Below are 15,407 nucleotides of genomic sequence, written 5' to 3'. Positions count from 1 at the left end.
GTTCCTGCATGGTGTGTTGGAGGTGTGGGGAAGGCTGGGGTCAGGCCGATCCGCTCGGCTGGAACTCCCGGTCCAGGCGTTCGCGAATCCGCTGCGCCGCGCTGTCCATGGCGGGATAGATGTCCTCGACCACGGGCTGGGCGGATTGCTCGAGGTTCCTGCCGCTGGCGCGGTCGACGGCGCGGCCGAGGGGTTCGCCGGTCAGGCCATCGGTGACCTCGCTCTCGAAGAACACGTAGAGGGTTTCGTCGCGAATGCCGGTGGCGTGCAGGGAGAGGCCGACCAGGAAGCCGATGGGGATGTACTCCATGACGCTGGGGTCGCGGGGTGTCCGCTGCAGGTCGTTGATCGAGACGCGAAGCGACAGCGCACCCGGCGTCGGGCGCGTCACCAGGCGGTAGCCGCTGGTGGTCAGCTGGCGTTCGAGCTGGCCACGGAGGTGTACGAGCAGTTGGGCGGCATCGGCGTCGGACAGGCTGATCGCCGAGTCGCCCTTGTCCATGGGCAGGGGCGCGGGCAGGTCGATGAAAACGGCCTTGTCATGGCCACTGGAAAGTGGCGTGAGAGAGGTTTTCCAGGCAATGGTGCCCGGCTCTCTTTCGATGACCTGCATCGGCGTCGCGGACGACTTTGCGTAACCGTCGGAAGTCGCGACGGTGGGTGCCATCGAACAGCCGAACAGGGCCATTGAAAGTGAAAGTAGGGAGAGTTCTCTGATTGGCATGTGGATTCCTGTTGAAGTCCCATCGGGCGGACGCCTCGTCACCGCGCAGGGCGCGCAGCGCCTGGCTGGAAAGGCCGGTCCGACGCTGCTGTACTCTGGGCCTGGGACGGAGAAAACAAGAATCAAAAATGGTTATTTATGCCGGCGCGTGTGCCGCTGGAAATCCAGGTGGGGGAGAATTCGGTTCCCCTTTCGCGGCAATTGAAATCAGCAACCTCAGCACGTTTTCATGAAAAGTCAGTTCTCGTTCTCCCTGAAGCGCGGCGGCCAGGCTTCCTTCGATGCCGCCACCAATCAGCTGCATATAAGCCCGAACCTGGGGGAGCCGCGCATGGTGACCCTGTCCTATTCGGAGTCGCGGCTATTGCAACTGCTCCTGGACAGTCCGGGGGAAACCCGCAGCCGCAACGAAATAATGGAATACGCCTGGGACAATCGTGTCGTCGCGGCCGGCAGTCTCAACCAGGCGATATTCACCTTGCGCAACCTGATCGATGACGGCACCGATCATGACGTGCTGCAGACCATCCCGCGGCGCGGCTATCGCTTCAATGCGCAGTTCCTGGCGGACGCCTCCGCCGCTAAGGCGGAGCCAGCGGTCGAGCAGGCGCCGGAGGTGGACGCCGGTGCGCAGGAACCGTCCGCGCCGAGCGAACCGCCCGACGCGGGACGGCGGCCCCTGGCCGCCTGGCTCCGCTCGCCGAAACGGCTGCCGCTGGCCTACGGCCTGATGTTCGGCCTGCTGGCCCTGGTGGCGCTGTACCGCCTGGGGCCGTTGCTCGGCGCCGATTCGGGGCTGGTGGTGGAGGACCTGACGGTGGGGCCGCTGACCTACCATTTCGTCGGCGACAGCGCGGAGGAGAACGCGCGCAGCCGCGCCTTCTTCAAGGCGGCCCTGGAGGCGCGCGAGGAGGGCCTGGCCGGACACGTCTGGGTCAATCGCTCGAACCGGCTCTACGACCTCAGCTGCGTGCGCAGCGACGGTGTGACGGAAAACCTGATCTTCCTCGAGGACAACCCCATGGCCAATGCACCACTGGCGATGCTTCGCCGCTGCCTGGGGGGCCGCCCATGAGTCTCCGATCCTTCAAGCACGGGTTCATGCTCGGCGGCCTGGCCCTGCTGGCGCTGGCTGGCCTGCTGTACGACGACCCGGCCTATACCCGGGGCGTTTCCTATCACGGCACCAATACCATCGTGCTCAACGATGGCGTCCAGCTGCGTTCCGAAGAGCGGCTGATCATCGGCGACGTGCTCAGCCTTGCCGCCATGGAGCGAGCCGGGGCGGACGTCAACTACGGCGCCCTGGATGCGCAGGTGGTGGCGACCGGCCCACGCCATGTCGAGGCCCGACTGCTGCAGGCCCGGACCAGCCGCAGCCGGCCGCTCGAGCGGCTGCGGGAGGTCCCGGACGTCCTCTTCAACCGCCAGTACGGCCTGGCCACCGGAGCGATGCTGCGCCTGGAGTTCCTGCCGGTGCCCCAGGCCAATGTGATCTGCTACTACGCCCGGGAAATCGACAGCGTCCGCTGCCTGAACCGGTGAGCCCACCCCGGAGCATGGAATGGGCGACCTTCAGGCGCTGTCCCGCAGGTGGATCTCGTGCCGTTCCCGGAGCCGGCCGTCGAGGCCGAGCGTCTCCACGCTGAGGACCACGCTGGGCCGTTCCGTGCGAATCACCTTGATGCGGGTGAGGGTATCCGGGGTGCGTTGGATGACCAGGCTTTCCCCGACGTTGCGACTCAGAACCAGCATTTCGAACACTCCAGTGGTTTGTCTGGGGGCCAATTGTCGAAACCGCTCGCGTGCTGATGCGAATCAAAAGTGCTCATTGCCGCTGGTACCTGACAGACCTGCTCCGGCCGGCCGGAGCGGGTCCTTGGGACTGATGTGAAATAAGGATTGGTGATTTTCATTTCCGCATCCCCTTTTCAAGAATCCGACTGTCCCGGAGCCACGGGGCCAGTCTTGCTACGAGAAGGGGCGTTGAATGAAATTCGTGTCTGTCATCCGGCTGATCTGCTGGATCGTCTGTTCGGTCCTGGTGGCGCTGTCCTTCGGGGTCATGAGCCAGTCCCTCATTGGCGGCTTGCTGATGCTTTCCGGTGCGATCTGGCTGTGCCCGGCGTGCTGGCGGGCAATCGAAAGCCTCACCGGCAAGGCCGGCAGCGGCGTCGCCGTGGCTATTCTCGCGGTACCACTGTTCCTGCTCGGCCTGCACGTCGCCACCCGCGCGCAAGGTCCCGGCCAGGTGCCCACCCCATTGCGCTTCTTCAGCGAGGAACTGGCCCAGTCCTCCCGGCAAGACGAAGACCACCCGGCCGTGGACCCTGGGGCCCTGAACTTCTTCCGCCACCTCATGGAGCAGGACTACCTGGTCGCCCTGAACGGCGGGAAGTCGGCGCTGAACGCGCTGTCGATGGTCAGCCCGGTGGAGCGCATGCCCAGCTCGAAACTGGCGCGGCTCTACGAGGGAAGCGTGGCGGCCGACGACCGCGATCTCAAGGGCCGCAAACTCATCGTCACCGGCGAGGTCCTCGCGGTACGGGTGGACTACGCCAATGACGTGATCCTGGAGCTTCCCGGCGCCAACGAACTGTTCAACGTGCAGGCGGAGCTCCACAGCGACCCGCGCAAGTACGCCGAGCCGGTGGTGGAAGGGAAGTACGTGGACCTCTACTGCACCCTCTACGGCAAGGTCACTGACGACAGCGCCAGCAACCTCTACCTGGAGGACTGCACCCAGGTCGACTTCACGTCCGACGCCCGGACCTACGCCGACAATCTCGCCAAGGTTCTGCGCGGCTGGCTGAGTACCGGCGGCAGGCACATCTTCCCCAGCGACGATGCGGCGACCTACTTCCTGCTCTCCTACCTGGCCGGCACCCAGCTGCCGCCGGGCAATCCTTGCCTGCGCGAGGACACGTCCCTGGAGGAATGCGTGGGTTCGCTGGAGCAACTGGAGGCCAGGGCATTGTTCGAGAAGGCGAGCGCCGACCTGCCGCGCTGGCAGGACTGGCTCGGTCTGCCCGCGCCGGGAAGTCATGCACGGTTGAGCAGCCGCTGATGAACGCCCCGGGCCGGTTGGCCGCCGCTTGCCTGCTTGCGCTGGCCTGGGCCGCGCCGCTGCAGGCGGCGGAGGTGCATCTGCGCGGCCACTGGCTGCAGGTGATCGACGACGAGGACAGCCTGGTCGGCGTGCTGAGCCGCGACGAGGCAGGCGCGGCGGTGGCCGTCGAGCTCTACCTGGAGGCCTATCGCGACGGCGTGGCCATCGGCGAAGCGGTGCATCGCTTCAGGCTGGAGGAAACGGTGCGGCTGTTCGCCATCCCGCTCGAGGCGGGTGTCGACTGTTACCGGGTGTTGGGCCTTGTCGGGCTGGATGCCGAGGACGGCCCGCTCAGTGCCACCGACGATTCGCCGCCGGGCAGGGAGGCGTGCCCGGCCTCCGAGCTGCTGACCGTTTCCGTGGACGGATCCGGCAGAAGGAGGATTTTTTGACTCACAAAATCGATGTTATGGCAAGTCAGGGGCGATGATCTCCGGGCGGTGGCAAACAGCGGATTAACGGGAGTCAGTCTCCATGAAGGCTCTAGAACGGGCTTTACAGCGCATGGTGCGTGCTCTGCGAATGGGGTGTGGCGGCAGTGAAGTGCCACGCATTCGCATTTTTGTAAGTACATATTTCAGTGTTAAATTCATATAAAACAATACCTTACGTTTAATGTTTGGCTGGTAAATGCCTCGTGGACGGTTGCTTGACAGTGTTTTTGGCCGAATCTTTAGTCAGGGGTGTAAGAAATTGTTTCGCAAGCGGGCGACTGCATCGTGAGGGCGCTGCAGCCTTAGCCGGGAAACAATAAGAGCTAGGGAGAACGTCATGAGCACTGCTTCACGCACACCATTCCCCGGGGCGATTCCGCCCATCTCCTTGCACCTTTCCGAATTCCACGGTCCACCGGGGCCATGAGCCCCCGGTGTCGGCCACCCTGCGCCGGCATCGTCAGGGATAGAACCTCCTGCTGAAGAGCATGAATCGCGCTGGCACCAGCGTCGCTTCGAGGTAGGCGTCATCTAGTCCCCCAAATCCCGAAGTCAAGTCGAAAGCGTGGAGCCCTGTCCTTGCTGCCATGGCGCACGCCCTTACGCAGTCGGAATTGAGGAATCAGCAAATGGCCAATTTCAACCTCGCGGACCTGGATTTCATCCTCCAGCAGATTTTCATCTCTGAAGCTCAGGCATCCGGCCAGGACATCCGCGATTTGTTGCCCAACGTCCAGGTGCCCTGGGGCCTGCGCACCATCGACGGGGCCTTCAACAATCTGTTCGCCGGGCAGACCGAGTTCGGTGCTTCGGACAACCTCTTCCCACGCCTGCTGCCTCCGGCGTTTCGCACTGCGGAGTCCGGAACCTCGTACAGCCAGAGCACGGGCATGGTGATCGATTCGCAGCCGAGGGTCATCAGCAACCTGATCGTCGACCAGACCGCCGGCAACGCCGCTGCCCAGGCCGCCGCCGACCAGACGCCCGGCTCGGCCACCGTGACCAGCCCTGGCCTGGACGGGCTGTTCGGCACCGCGGACGACGTGCAGACCCTGTTCATCCCGAATGTCGCGCCTGATGGGGGGCTGTCCGCCCCGTTCAACGCCTGGATGACCTTCTTCGGGCAGTTCTTCGACCATGGCCTGGACCTGGTGACCAAGGGTGGCAACAGTATCGTGTTCATTCCGCTGCAACCGGATGATCCGCTGTTCGTGCCGGGGAGCCCGACCAATTTCATGGTCCTGACCCGTGCGACCCAGGCCGGCGGCATACCCGGAGCGAACGAGAACACCACGTCGCCCTTCGTTGACCAGAACCAGACCTACAGCTCGCACCCGTCGCATCAGGTGTTCCTGCGGGCCTACGCGATTGGCGCTGACGGGCAACCCCATGCCACGGGCAAGCTGATCACCAATCGTGACCTGGGCGTCGATGGCCGGTTCGGCACTGCCGACGATGCCGAGCTCGGCGGCATGGCCACCTGGGCGGTGGTCAAGGCGCAGGCCCGCGATATCCTCGGGATCAACCTGACCGATGCCAATGTATTCGACGTGCCGCTGCTGGCCACCGATGCCTACGGCAACTTCATCAAGGGGCCGAACGGCTTCCCACAGGTGGTGATGAAGGGCGCCGATGGCCTGGCCGGAACGGCCGACGATTTCCTGGTGGAAGGCAATCCGCTGGCGCCGATCGACTTGACCAACGCCGTCGGCACCGGTCACCAGTTCCTCATCGATATCGCTCACAGTGCCGACCCCTCGGCCGCGGCCGGGCTGGTGCGCGACAACAACGGCGTGATCGGCGGTGCGCAGCCCGCCGGCACCTACGATGGCGAACTGCTGGACGCCCATTACATTGCCGGTGATGGCCGGGTCAACGAGAACATCGGCCTGACCACCGTGCACCATGTGTTCCATTCCGAGCACAACCGCCTGGTCGAGCAGACCAAGGCAACGCTGCTGGCTTCCGGCGACGTTGCGGTCCTCAACCAGTGGTTGCTGACGCCGGTCGTCTCCATTCCCGCCGACACCTCGACCCTGAACTGGAACGGCGAGCGCCTGTTCCAGGCCGCCAAGTTCGGCACCGAAATGCAGTACCAGCACATAGTGTTCGAGGAGTTCGCGCGCACCATCCAGCCGCAGGTCGACGAGTTCCTGGCGCCCAACGGCTACGACACCACCATCGATGCTTCGATCGTCGCCGAGTTCGCCCATACGGTTTACCGCTTCGGCCACTCGATGCTCACCGAGACGATCGACCGCTTCGATGCCAGCTTCAATCCGGTGACGGCGGACCCGCTGCATCCGACCAACGACCAGCAGATCGGTCTGATCGCGGCCTTCCTCAACCCCCTGGCCTTTGCCGCCAGCGGACCGACGGCGGAGCAGGCCGCGGGTGCCATCGTCCGGGGCGTGACCCGCACCGTCGGCAACGAGATCGACGAGTTCGTTACCGAGGCACTGCGCAACAACCTGGTGGGCCTGCCGCTGGACCTGGCGGCCATCAACATCGCCCGTGGTCGCGATACCGGCGTACCGTCCCTCAATGCCGCGCGCCGCGAGTTCTACCGCATGACCGGCGACGAGCAGTTGACCCCTTACATCAGTTGGGTGGATTTCCTCGATCACATCAAGCACCCGGAGTCGCTGATCAACTTCATCGCCGCCTACGGCACCCACTCCAGCATCACCAGCGCCACCACGCTGGACGCCAAGCGCGCCGCCGCGACCCTGCTGGTGCTGGGCGGCGCCGGTGCGCCCGCGGATCGGCTGGACTTCCTGCACAGTACGGGGGCCTGGGCCAGTGGCCCGAACGGCGTCACCATTACCGGCCTGGACAGCGTGGACTTCTGGATCGGCGGTCTGGCGGAAGAGAAGATGCCGTTCGGCGGGATGCTCGGTTCGACCTTCAACTTCGTCTTCGAGACCCAGTTGGAGGCCCTGCAGAACGGTGACCGCTTCTACTACCTGTCGCGTACCGCCGGGTTGAACTTCGGCACCGAGCTGGAGAACAACTCCTTCGCCAAGCTGGTGATGCTCCACACCGATGTGATTCACCTGCCCAACGCGATCTTCTCCACCCCGACCTGGACCCTGGAAGTCAACCAGGCTCTCCAGCACACCGGTCTGGGCGCAAGCGGGCGGGACGATCCCACCGGCGGCATCGTGATCAATGGCGTGGAAATCGTTCCGCTGGTGATCCGCGACAACCCCGAGACCGTCGGGCCGGACAGCAACTACCTGCGCTATACCGGCCCTGACCATGTCGTACTGGGCGGTACTCCGGGTGACGACATCATCATTTCCAGCGAGGGCGACGACACCCTCTACGGCGACGCCGGCAACGATGTGCTGGAAGGCGGCTACGGCAACGACACCGTGATGGGGGGCGATGGCGACGACATCCTCACCGATGCCGGAGGCGACAACCGCATGGAAGGCGGCGCCGGCAATGACGTGATCGTGGTCGGCAACATGATGGCCGGCGGTGGCGGCAACCTCATCCTCGGCGGTGACGGCAAGGATTTCATCGTCACCATCGAAGACATGTCCACCACCTTCGGCGGCCAGGGTGACGACTTCATCTACAGCGCCAAGACCAGCCTGCCGCCGACCGGCAACGAAGGCGACGACTGGATCGAGTGGGGTACCCAGGACGGCGCGCCGGGCGACAACTTCTCCCCGTTGCTGGCGGACAACGTCATCGGCAACGACATTTTCATCGGCGGCGGTGGCTTCGATGAAATGATCGGGGAGGGTGGGGACGACATCTTCGTCGGCAGCGATGCCCAGGACAAGATGGATGGCATGTCCGGCTTCGACTGGGTGACCTACAAGAACGACCGGATCGGCGTTACCGCCGACCTGGCCCTGGCGGCATTCCTCGGCATTGGTGAGGTGGGCGATCACATCGCGCTCCCGGTGGCGCAGTCGCCGGCCTCGATCTTCGACCGTTTCGCCGAGGTGGAAGGCCTGTCCGGTTCTGCCTTCGCCGATATCCTGCGTGGTAACGACGCCGATGCGGCCACGCTGGCCGGGGTGACCGCCACCGGCAATATCCTGACCAACCTGGATCTGATCACCGGCTTGAGAGCGTTCCTGGGCAGCGCCGCTGCCGGGGCCGATGGCATCGTCGGCACCGCTGACGATCAGTTCGGTAGCGGCAACATCATCCTCGGTGGTGGCGGTAGCGACATCATCGAGGGCCGTGGCGGTGACGACCTGATCGACGGTGACCTGTGGCTGAACGTGCGCATCAGCGTGCGGGCCAATGTCGACGGCACGGGACCGGAGATCGCCAGCTTCGACAGCATGGTCGACCTGATCCCGCTGATGCTGAACCGTACCTACAACCCCGGCCAACTGGTGGCGGTGCGCGAGCTGCTGAACGGCGGCGCCGCTTTCGACACGGCCAGCTACCGTGGCCTGGCCAGCGAGTACTCGGTGGTCGCCAATGCCGACGGCTCCTTCACGGTCACCGACTCGGTGGCCGGCCGCGACGGCAGCGACCGCCTGACCAACATCGAGCGGCTGCAGTTCGCCGATGGCTTCCAGGTGCTGGTACCCGGGCTCAACGCGGAACCGGTGGGTCGACCGACCATCACCGATACCAACGGTGGCACGCTCGCCGTGGGGGATTTCCTCACGGTTTCCGCGGCGGGTGTCAGCGATGCCGATAACCCGGGTGGCGTCGTCACCAACATCACCTACGTCTGGCAGGTCGAACGCAATCCGGGGACGGGGGTATTCGAGGACATCATCGCGGCGCCGGCCGGCGACCTGGCCTTCCAGAGCGCCAACGGCGTGCGCTTCCGCATTACACCGGATCTCGCCGGGCTGTCGCTCCGGGTCCGGGGTGTCTACCAGGATGCCCACGGTGTCGTGGAGCAGGTGTTCTCGGTGCCGACAGCAGCCGTCGATCCGTTCACCCCGCCGCCGCCCACTCCGCTGGTGGACCCGGGGCCGGGCGTCACCCAGAGCGGCCCCGGCGTACAGCTGGTGCGTGGCGACCTGGACTTCATCCTGGCGCAGATCCGTATCGCCGAGGCCCAGGCCGCGGGTGCCGACATCCTGTCGCTGGTGCCGAACGTGCGCAGCTCGCTCGGCCTGCGCACCGTGACCGGTGAGTTCAACAACCTGCTCAATTACTCCGGCTTCAACCAGAGCCAGTTCGGTGCCGCGGACAACCTGTTCCCGCGCCTGCTGCCCGCGGAGTTCACCGACGAGCAGGATGAAGCGCCGTTCCTGGGTATCACCAACACCAACTACAACTCCAACACCAACGTGGTCGACAGCGATCCCCGGACGATTTCCAACCTGATCGTCGATCAGACCAACAACAACCCGGCGGCCGTGGCGGCTGCCGCGGCCCGGGACGGTTCCACCGTAGTCGTCAGCCCGGGCCTTGATGGCGTATTCGGCACGGCGGACGACCAGGAGGTGAATTTCATCCCCAACGAGATGCCGGATGCCGGTCTGACCGCGCCGTTCAATGCCTGGATGACCTTCTTCGGCCAGTTCTTCGACCATGGCCTGGACCTGGTGACCAAGGGCGGCAACGGCAATGTGTTCATTCCGCTGCAGCCGGACGACCCGTTGTTCGTGCCGGGGAGCCCGACCAACTTCATGGTCCTGACCCGGGCAACGCAGTTCGGCGCGCCGGGTGTGAACGAGAACACCACCTCGCCCTTCGTCGACCAGAACCAGACCTACACCTCGCACCCGTCGCACCAGGTGTTCCTGCGTGCCTACGTGCAGACCGCGGATGGCCCTAGGGCTACCGGCGAGCTGATCACCAACCGCAATCTCGGCGCTGACGGAATCTATGGCACGGCCGATGATGTCCCAATGGGCGGCATGGCCACCTGGGCAGTGGTCAAGGCACAGGCCAGGGACGTCCTTGGCATCAACCTGACCGACGCCAATGTGTTCGATGTTCCGCTGATCGCCACTGACGCCTACGGCAATTTCATCAAGGGGCCGAACGGCTTCCCGCAGGTGGTGTTCCCTGGTGCGGATGGTATCGCGGGCACTGCCGACGACATCCTGGTCGAAGGCAACCCCCTGGCACCCATCAACCTGACCGGTGCCGTCACCACGGGGCACCAGTTCCTCATCGACATCGCCCACGCCGCCGATCCGTCGGCTGGGCCAGGGCTGGTGCGCGATAACGACGGCGTGATCAATGGTCAGGCCGGCATTGCCCAGCCGGCCGGTACCTACGATGGCGAACTGCTGGATGCCCACTACATCGCCGGCGACGGAAGGGTGAACGAGAACATCGGCCTGACCGCCGTGCATTCGATCTTCCACTCCGAGCACAACCGTCTGGTGGCCCAGACCAAGTCGACGGTGCTGGCCAGCAACGACCTGGCCTTCATCAACGAATGGTTGCTGACCCCGGTCGCGAGCTTCCCCACCACCCAGGCCCAGATCGATGCCCTGCAATGGAACGGCGAGCGCCTGTTCCAGGTAGCCAAGTTCGGCACCGAGATGCAGTACCAGCACCTGGTATTCGAGGAGTTCGCCCGGACCATCCAGCCGAATATCGACCCGTTCTTCGCACCGACCCAGGTCTATGACATCGACATCGACGCCTCGATCGTGGCCGAGTTCGCCCATACGGTGTATCGCTTCGGCCACTCGATGCTCACCGAGACGGTGGATCGTTTCGATGCCAACTTCAATCCGGTCACGGCCGACCCGCTCCATCCGACCAATGACCAGCAGCTCGGCCTGATCGCCGCCTTCCTCAACCCCCTGGCGTTCGCCGCCAGCGGTGTGACGCCCGAGGATGCCACCAGCGCCATCGTCCGGGGTGTGACCCGGACGGTGGGCAACGAGATCGACGAATTCGTCACCGAAGCCCTGCGCAACAACCTGGTGGGCCTGCCGCTGGACCTGGCGGCCATCAACATCGCCCGTGGACGCGACACTGGCGTCCCCTCACTCAACCATGCGCGGGCCCAGTTCTACCAGGCCACCGGCGACAGCAACCTGAAGCCGTATATCAGCTGGGCCGACTTCGTCCTGCACCTCAAGCACCCGGAATCGCTGATCAACTTCATTGCGGCGTACGGTACGCACAGCACTATCGTGAGTGCGGCCACCCTGGTGGCCAAACGTGAGGCAGCCACGGCGATCGTCCTGGGAGGACCCGGTGCACCGGTCGACCGCCTGGACTTCCTCAACAGCCGAGGCAGTTGGGCCGGCGTGGAAACCGGCCTGAATCGGGTGGACTTCTGGATCGGCGGCCTGGCCGAGCAGATCACCCCCTTCGGCGGCATGCTGGGCTCGACTTTCAACTTCGTGTTCGAGAACCAGTTGGAAAAACTCCAGGACGGCGACCGCTTCTACTACCTGGAACGCACCGCCGGCCTGAACTTCAACGCCGAACTGGAAGGGAACTCGTTCGCCAAGTTGATCATGGCCAACTCCCACGCCACCCACCTGCCGGGCCTCGTCTTCCTGACCCCGGCCTATACCCTGGAAGTCGACCAGACCCTGCAGTTCACCGGCCTCGGTGCTACCGGGCGGGATGATCCATTGGGCGACAACCCGTTGCTGCCGCTCGTGGTGCGGGACAACCCGGCGACCGTGGGACCGGACAGCAACTACCTGCTGTACCGTGGCCCCGACCATGTGGTGCTGGGCGGCACCGCCGGCAACGACATCCTGCGCTCCAGCGAGGGCGACGATACCCTCTACGGCGACGCGGGCGACGACCGGCTGGATGGCGGCTACGGCAACGACTTCATCAACGGCGGAGACGGCGACGACATCATCACGGACGTGGGCGGCGACGACAACATCAAGGGTGACAACGGCAACGACGTGATCCATGGCGGCAACGGCGTCAACCTGATCCTCGGTGGCTTCGGCCAGGACTTCATCATCACCGGTGAAGACGCCAGCGAAGCCTTCGGTGGACAAGGCAACGACTTCATCCTGGGGTCCAAGGCCAACGAGCAGGACATGGGCAACGAGGGTGACGACTGGATCGAGTTCGGCACCTCCGACGGCGCGCCCGGCGACAACTTCGACCCGTTCGGCAACGACCCCATCGCCGGGAACGACGTGTTCATCGGCAGCGGCGAGAACGACAAGTTCAACGGTGAAGGCGGCGACGACATCATGGTCGGCAGCGCCGGCATGGGCGACCGTTACATCGGCGCTTCCGGCTTTGACTGGGCGTCCTTCAAGAACGATCCGCGTGGCGTGACCGTGGATATCAGCGGCCGCTTCTTCGACCAGCCGCTGATGCCGGGTTCGGGGGCTTCGGTCCTTGCTCGCTTCGATTTTGTCGAAGGCCTGTCGGGTTCGGCCTTTGCGGATGTGCTGTTCGGCGACGACGCCGATTCCACCACCCTGCCCACCGCGGGCGCCAAGGGGAGCGTGCTGACCAACATCGGTCTGATTGCCGGTCTGCAAGAGTTCCTCGGCGCCAGCGTCACCTTCTTCGATGGCGGCAACATCATCCTGGGTGGTTCCGGCAGCGACATCATCATGGGGCGTGGCGGCGACGACCTGATTGATGGCGACAAGTGGCTGAACGTGCGCATTAGCGTGCGCCAGAACCGCGATGGTTCAGGGCCCGAGATCGCCAGCTTCAACAGCATGACCGACATGGTCCAGCTGATGCTCAACGGCACGTACAACCCCGGGCAATTGGTGATCGTGCGGGAAATCCTGCAGGGTGCAGCGGCCATCGACACGGCGGTCTATCGCGGACTGTCGTCGGAGTACGACTGGACGGTGAACCCGGATGGCTCGATCATCATCACGGACCTGGTGGCGGGCCGCGACGGCACCGATCGCCTGACCAGCATCGAACGGTTGCAGTTCAGCGATGGCGTCATCGATATCTCCGGCACCAACGCACGGCCGGTAGGGACCGTCGGCGTCAGTGACACGACTCCAGAAGTCGGAACTCTGCTGAGTGCCAACCTGGACGGCGTGACCGATGCGGATAACCCAGGCGGACGCATTACCGGGCCGGTGTCCTACTACTGGCAGGCGGAAACCAACGCCGGTAGTGGCATCTTCGAGACCATCACCGGCTTCGCGGCAGGCGAGGTGGCACGCGCCACGGGTCGAAACTTCCGTGTCACGGCCGACCAGGCCGGGCTCGTCCTGCGGGTGATGGCCATCTACAAAGACGCCAATGGTGTTCTGGAGACTGTCTACTCCAACGCGCTGGCACCGGTGGCGGCAGTCCAGGTCAACGATGCGCCGACCGGCGCGCCGGCGATCAGCGACACCACGCCGACCCAGGGTCAGGTGCTGACGGCCTCACGCGGCACCATTGCGGATCCGGATGGCACGACTACTTCGGTGTTCAGCTTCCAGTGGCAGTCTTCCAGCAACGGTGGCGCGACCTGGACCAATGTCGTTGGGGCCACGGGGGCGAACTTCACCCCAGGCGCGGGACAGGTGGGGCAAATTCTCCGGGTGGTGGCGAGCTTTATCGATGACCAGGGCTTCTCCAACAGCGTGGCGTCGGCTGCGACGGAACCGACTGGTGGCCTGTTCATAGCGGCGCCGGGGGGCAGCAGCCTGGTCGGCACGCCCTGGGCGGACATGATGGTGGGTGGGGATGGCAATGACACCCTGCGTGGTATGGCGGGTGATGATGTGTTGATTGGCGGTGCCGGCGACGATGTGCTGATCGGCGGCACGGGAGCCGACAGCATGTTCGGTGGTCCCGGCAACGACATCTTCTATGTCGACAACGTCCTCGATTCGGTGAGCGAGTTGGCCGGAGAAGGGCGCGACATGGTCCGCACGACGCTTGCCAGCTACAGCCTGGGGGCGAACGTCGAGGACCTGGCCTATATCGGCAGCGGCAACTTCACCGGGGTAGGTAACGGCCTGGCGAATACGCTGGCGGGGGGCGCGGGGAACGATAACCTGAGCGGCGGAGATGGCAACGACGTGCTGTACGGTGTAGGGGGCAATGACGTCCTCAACGGTAACGCCGGTGCTGACCGCATGCACGGTGGTTTGGGCGACGACATCTTCTATGTGGACAGCACGCAGGATGTGGTGGTCGAAAACGTGGGCGAGGGGACCGACATGGTCCGCACGACTTTGTCCACCTATACCCTGGGGAACAACTTCGAGATCCTGGTCTACCTGGGGGGGGCGGCGTTCACGGGTACGGGGAATGCCCTGGCGAACCGGCTGGTGGGCGGAACCGCCAGTGATACCCTCAATGGCCTGGGTGGGAACGACATTCTCCACGGGCTGGGTGGAGACGACGTGATGAATGGAGGGGGCGGTGCCGACACGATGATAGGCGGCAGCGGGAACGACACCTACTACGTGGACAACGCGCTGGACTTCGTGGCAGAGGCGATAGGTGAGGGTACCGATGTCGTTCGCACGACGCTGTCGAGTTACAGTCTCGGGACGAACGTAGAGAACCTGGTATTCATTGGCAGCGGAGCCTTCAGTGGCACGGGCAATACCCTGGACAACCGGATACTGGGGGGAAGTGGCAATGACACCCTCAATGGCCTGGGCGGGAATGACATTCTCGTCGGTGGTGGCGGCAACGACACCATGAGTGGCGGTGCGGGCAACGACATCTTCATGTTCGGGCCCGGTTTCGGACACGACGTCATCCTGGACTTCGATGCCAATCCGGCTGGCGGCCAGGATCGCTTGCACGTCGCTGACCTGGGCATCACCGCGGCGAACTTCGCGGCCAGCGTCAGCATCACCTCCCAGGGGGCGGACACCCTGGTCACCATTGGTGCCAACAGCATCACCCTGGTGGGCGTGGCGGATGCGACGACTGTGACCCTGGCGGATTTTCTCGTCGGTTGAGGAGATCACCCGCAAGCGCATCGCGGTCGTTGGAAAAGGGGCGGAGCACTTGGTGCTTCGCCCCTTTTGCATATGTGCGGAAAGAATCCCGTTTCGTCACTATCGAGCCGTCTCGATAGGGTGTCGGCTTTCTGGCACTGACGTCCTTCTACCTGCCGTTTACAAGCAAGAACGATGCCTGTGAATTGCCCGGAATTCCCATTTGAGCCAACGGTGGTATTCCGCTGATAAGTGGGAAACTGGCTTAAACCGCTCTAGAACGGTGCTTTCAAGGATGCGGACAAGGCCGTGCCAGGCGTGCAGGCGGAAAG

Annotated in this window: 7 protein-coding genes; 5 read left to right on the top strand and 2 right to left on the bottom strand. The window is 64.3% G+C overall.

The genetic code is table 11. From position 1 onward, the window contains the following. Positions 1 to 40 precede the first annotated feature (40 nt). Positions 41 to 724, bottom strand: coding sequence for a DUF3313 domain-containing protein (locus PJW05_RS18910; protein WP_271408506.1), 684 nt, complete (start codon positions 722 to 724; stop codon positions 41 to 43). Between the two features lie 229 nt (positions 725 to 953). Between PJW05_RS18910 and PJW05_RS18905 the strand changes: the two genes are divergently transcribed. Together PJW05_RS18905 and PJW05_RS18900 are read left to right on the top strand one after the other, a co-directional pair. After that, entirely contained in the window at positions 954 to 1,799 is an 846-nt protein-coding gene (locus PJW05_RS18905) for a winged helix-turn-helix domain-containing protein (protein ID WP_271408505.1), read from the top strand. After that, on the top strand, positions 1,796 to 2,269 hold the full coding sequence (locus tag PJW05_RS18900) for a hypothetical protein (RefSeq protein ID WP_271408504.1): 474 nt from the start codon (positions 1,796 to 1,798) through the stop codon (positions 2,267 to 2,269). Before PJW05_RS18905 ends, PJW05_RS18900 begins: the two co-directional genes overlap by 4 nt. 30 nt (positions 2,270 to 2,299) lie before the next feature. Here PJW05_RS18900 and PJW05_RS18895 read toward each other — a convergent pair whose 3' ends face one another. After that, entirely contained in the window at positions 2,300 to 2,479 is a 180-nt protein-coding gene (locus PJW05_RS18895; RefSeq protein WP_271408503.1) for a hypothetical protein, read from the bottom strand. A 235-nt stretch (positions 2,480 to 2,714) separates the two neighbouring features. On the opposite strand from PJW05_RS18895, the gene PJW05_RS18890 reads away from it, so the two are divergent. From PJW05_RS18890 to PJW05_RS18880, 3 genes are all read left to right on the top strand, one after another. After that, positions 2,715 to 3,791, top strand: coding sequence for a hypothetical protein (locus tag PJW05_RS18890; RefSeq protein ID WP_271408502.1), 1,077 nt, complete (start codon positions 2,715 to 2,717; stop codon positions 3,789 to 3,791). Next, entirely contained in the window at positions 3,791 to 4,225 is a 435-nt protein-coding gene (locus tag PJW05_RS18885) for a hypothetical protein (protein ID WP_271408501.1), read from the top strand. Before PJW05_RS18890 ends, PJW05_RS18885 begins: the two co-directional genes overlap by 1 nt. A gap of 671 nt (positions 4,226 to 4,896) precedes the next feature. After that, positions 4,897 to 15,096 carry a peroxidase family protein gene (locus PJW05_RS18880; RefSeq protein ID WP_271408500.1) on the top strand — a complete coding sequence of 3,400 codons (10,200 nt, stop codon included), beginning with the start codon at positions 4,897 to 4,899 and terminating at the stop codon, positions 15,094 to 15,096. The last annotated feature ends 311 nt before the right edge of the window (positions 15,097 to 15,407 follow it).

Origin of the sequence: Pseudomonas sp. Q1-7, from assembly GCF_028010285.1 — a bacterium.
Classification (GTDB): Bacteria; Pseudomonadota; Gammaproteobacteria; order Pseudomonadales; family Pseudomonadaceae; genus Metapseudomonas.
The sequence above is the reverse complement of the archived record's forward strand: the minus strand, read 5'-3'. Positions and strand labels throughout refer to the sequence as shown.

What these genes read in the sequence shown, in the direction of transcription:
- PJW05_RS18900 (WP_271408504.1), top strand. Translation starts at nt 1,796, where the DNA reads ATGAGTCTCCGATCCTTCAAGCACGGGTTCATGCTCGGCGGCCTGGCC.
- PJW05_RS18885 (WP_271408501.1), top strand. Translation starts at nt 3,791, where the DNA reads ATGAACGCCCCGGGCCGGTTGGCCGCCGCTTGCCTGCTTGCGCTGGCC.
- PJW05_RS18905 (WP_271408505.1), top strand. Translation starts at nt 954, where the DNA reads ATGAAAAGTCAGTTCTCGTTCTCCCTGAAGCGCGGCGGCCAGGCTTCC.
- PJW05_RS18880 (WP_271408500.1), top strand. Translation starts at nt 4,897, where the DNA reads ATGGCCAATTTCAACCTCGCGGACCTGGATTTCATCCTCCAGCAGATT.
- PJW05_RS18910 (WP_271408506.1), bottom strand. Translation starts at nt 724, where the DNA reads ATGCCAATCAGAGAACTCTCCCTACTTTCACTTTCAATGGCCCTGTTC.
- PJW05_RS18890 (WP_271408502.1), top strand. Translation starts at nt 2,715, where the DNA reads ATGAAATTCGTGTCTGTCATCCGGCTGATCTGCTGGATCGTCTGTTCG.
- PJW05_RS18895 (WP_271408503.1), bottom strand. Translation starts at nt 2,479, where the DNA reads ATGCTGGTTCTGAGTCGCAACGTCGGGGAAAGCCTGGTCATCCAACGC.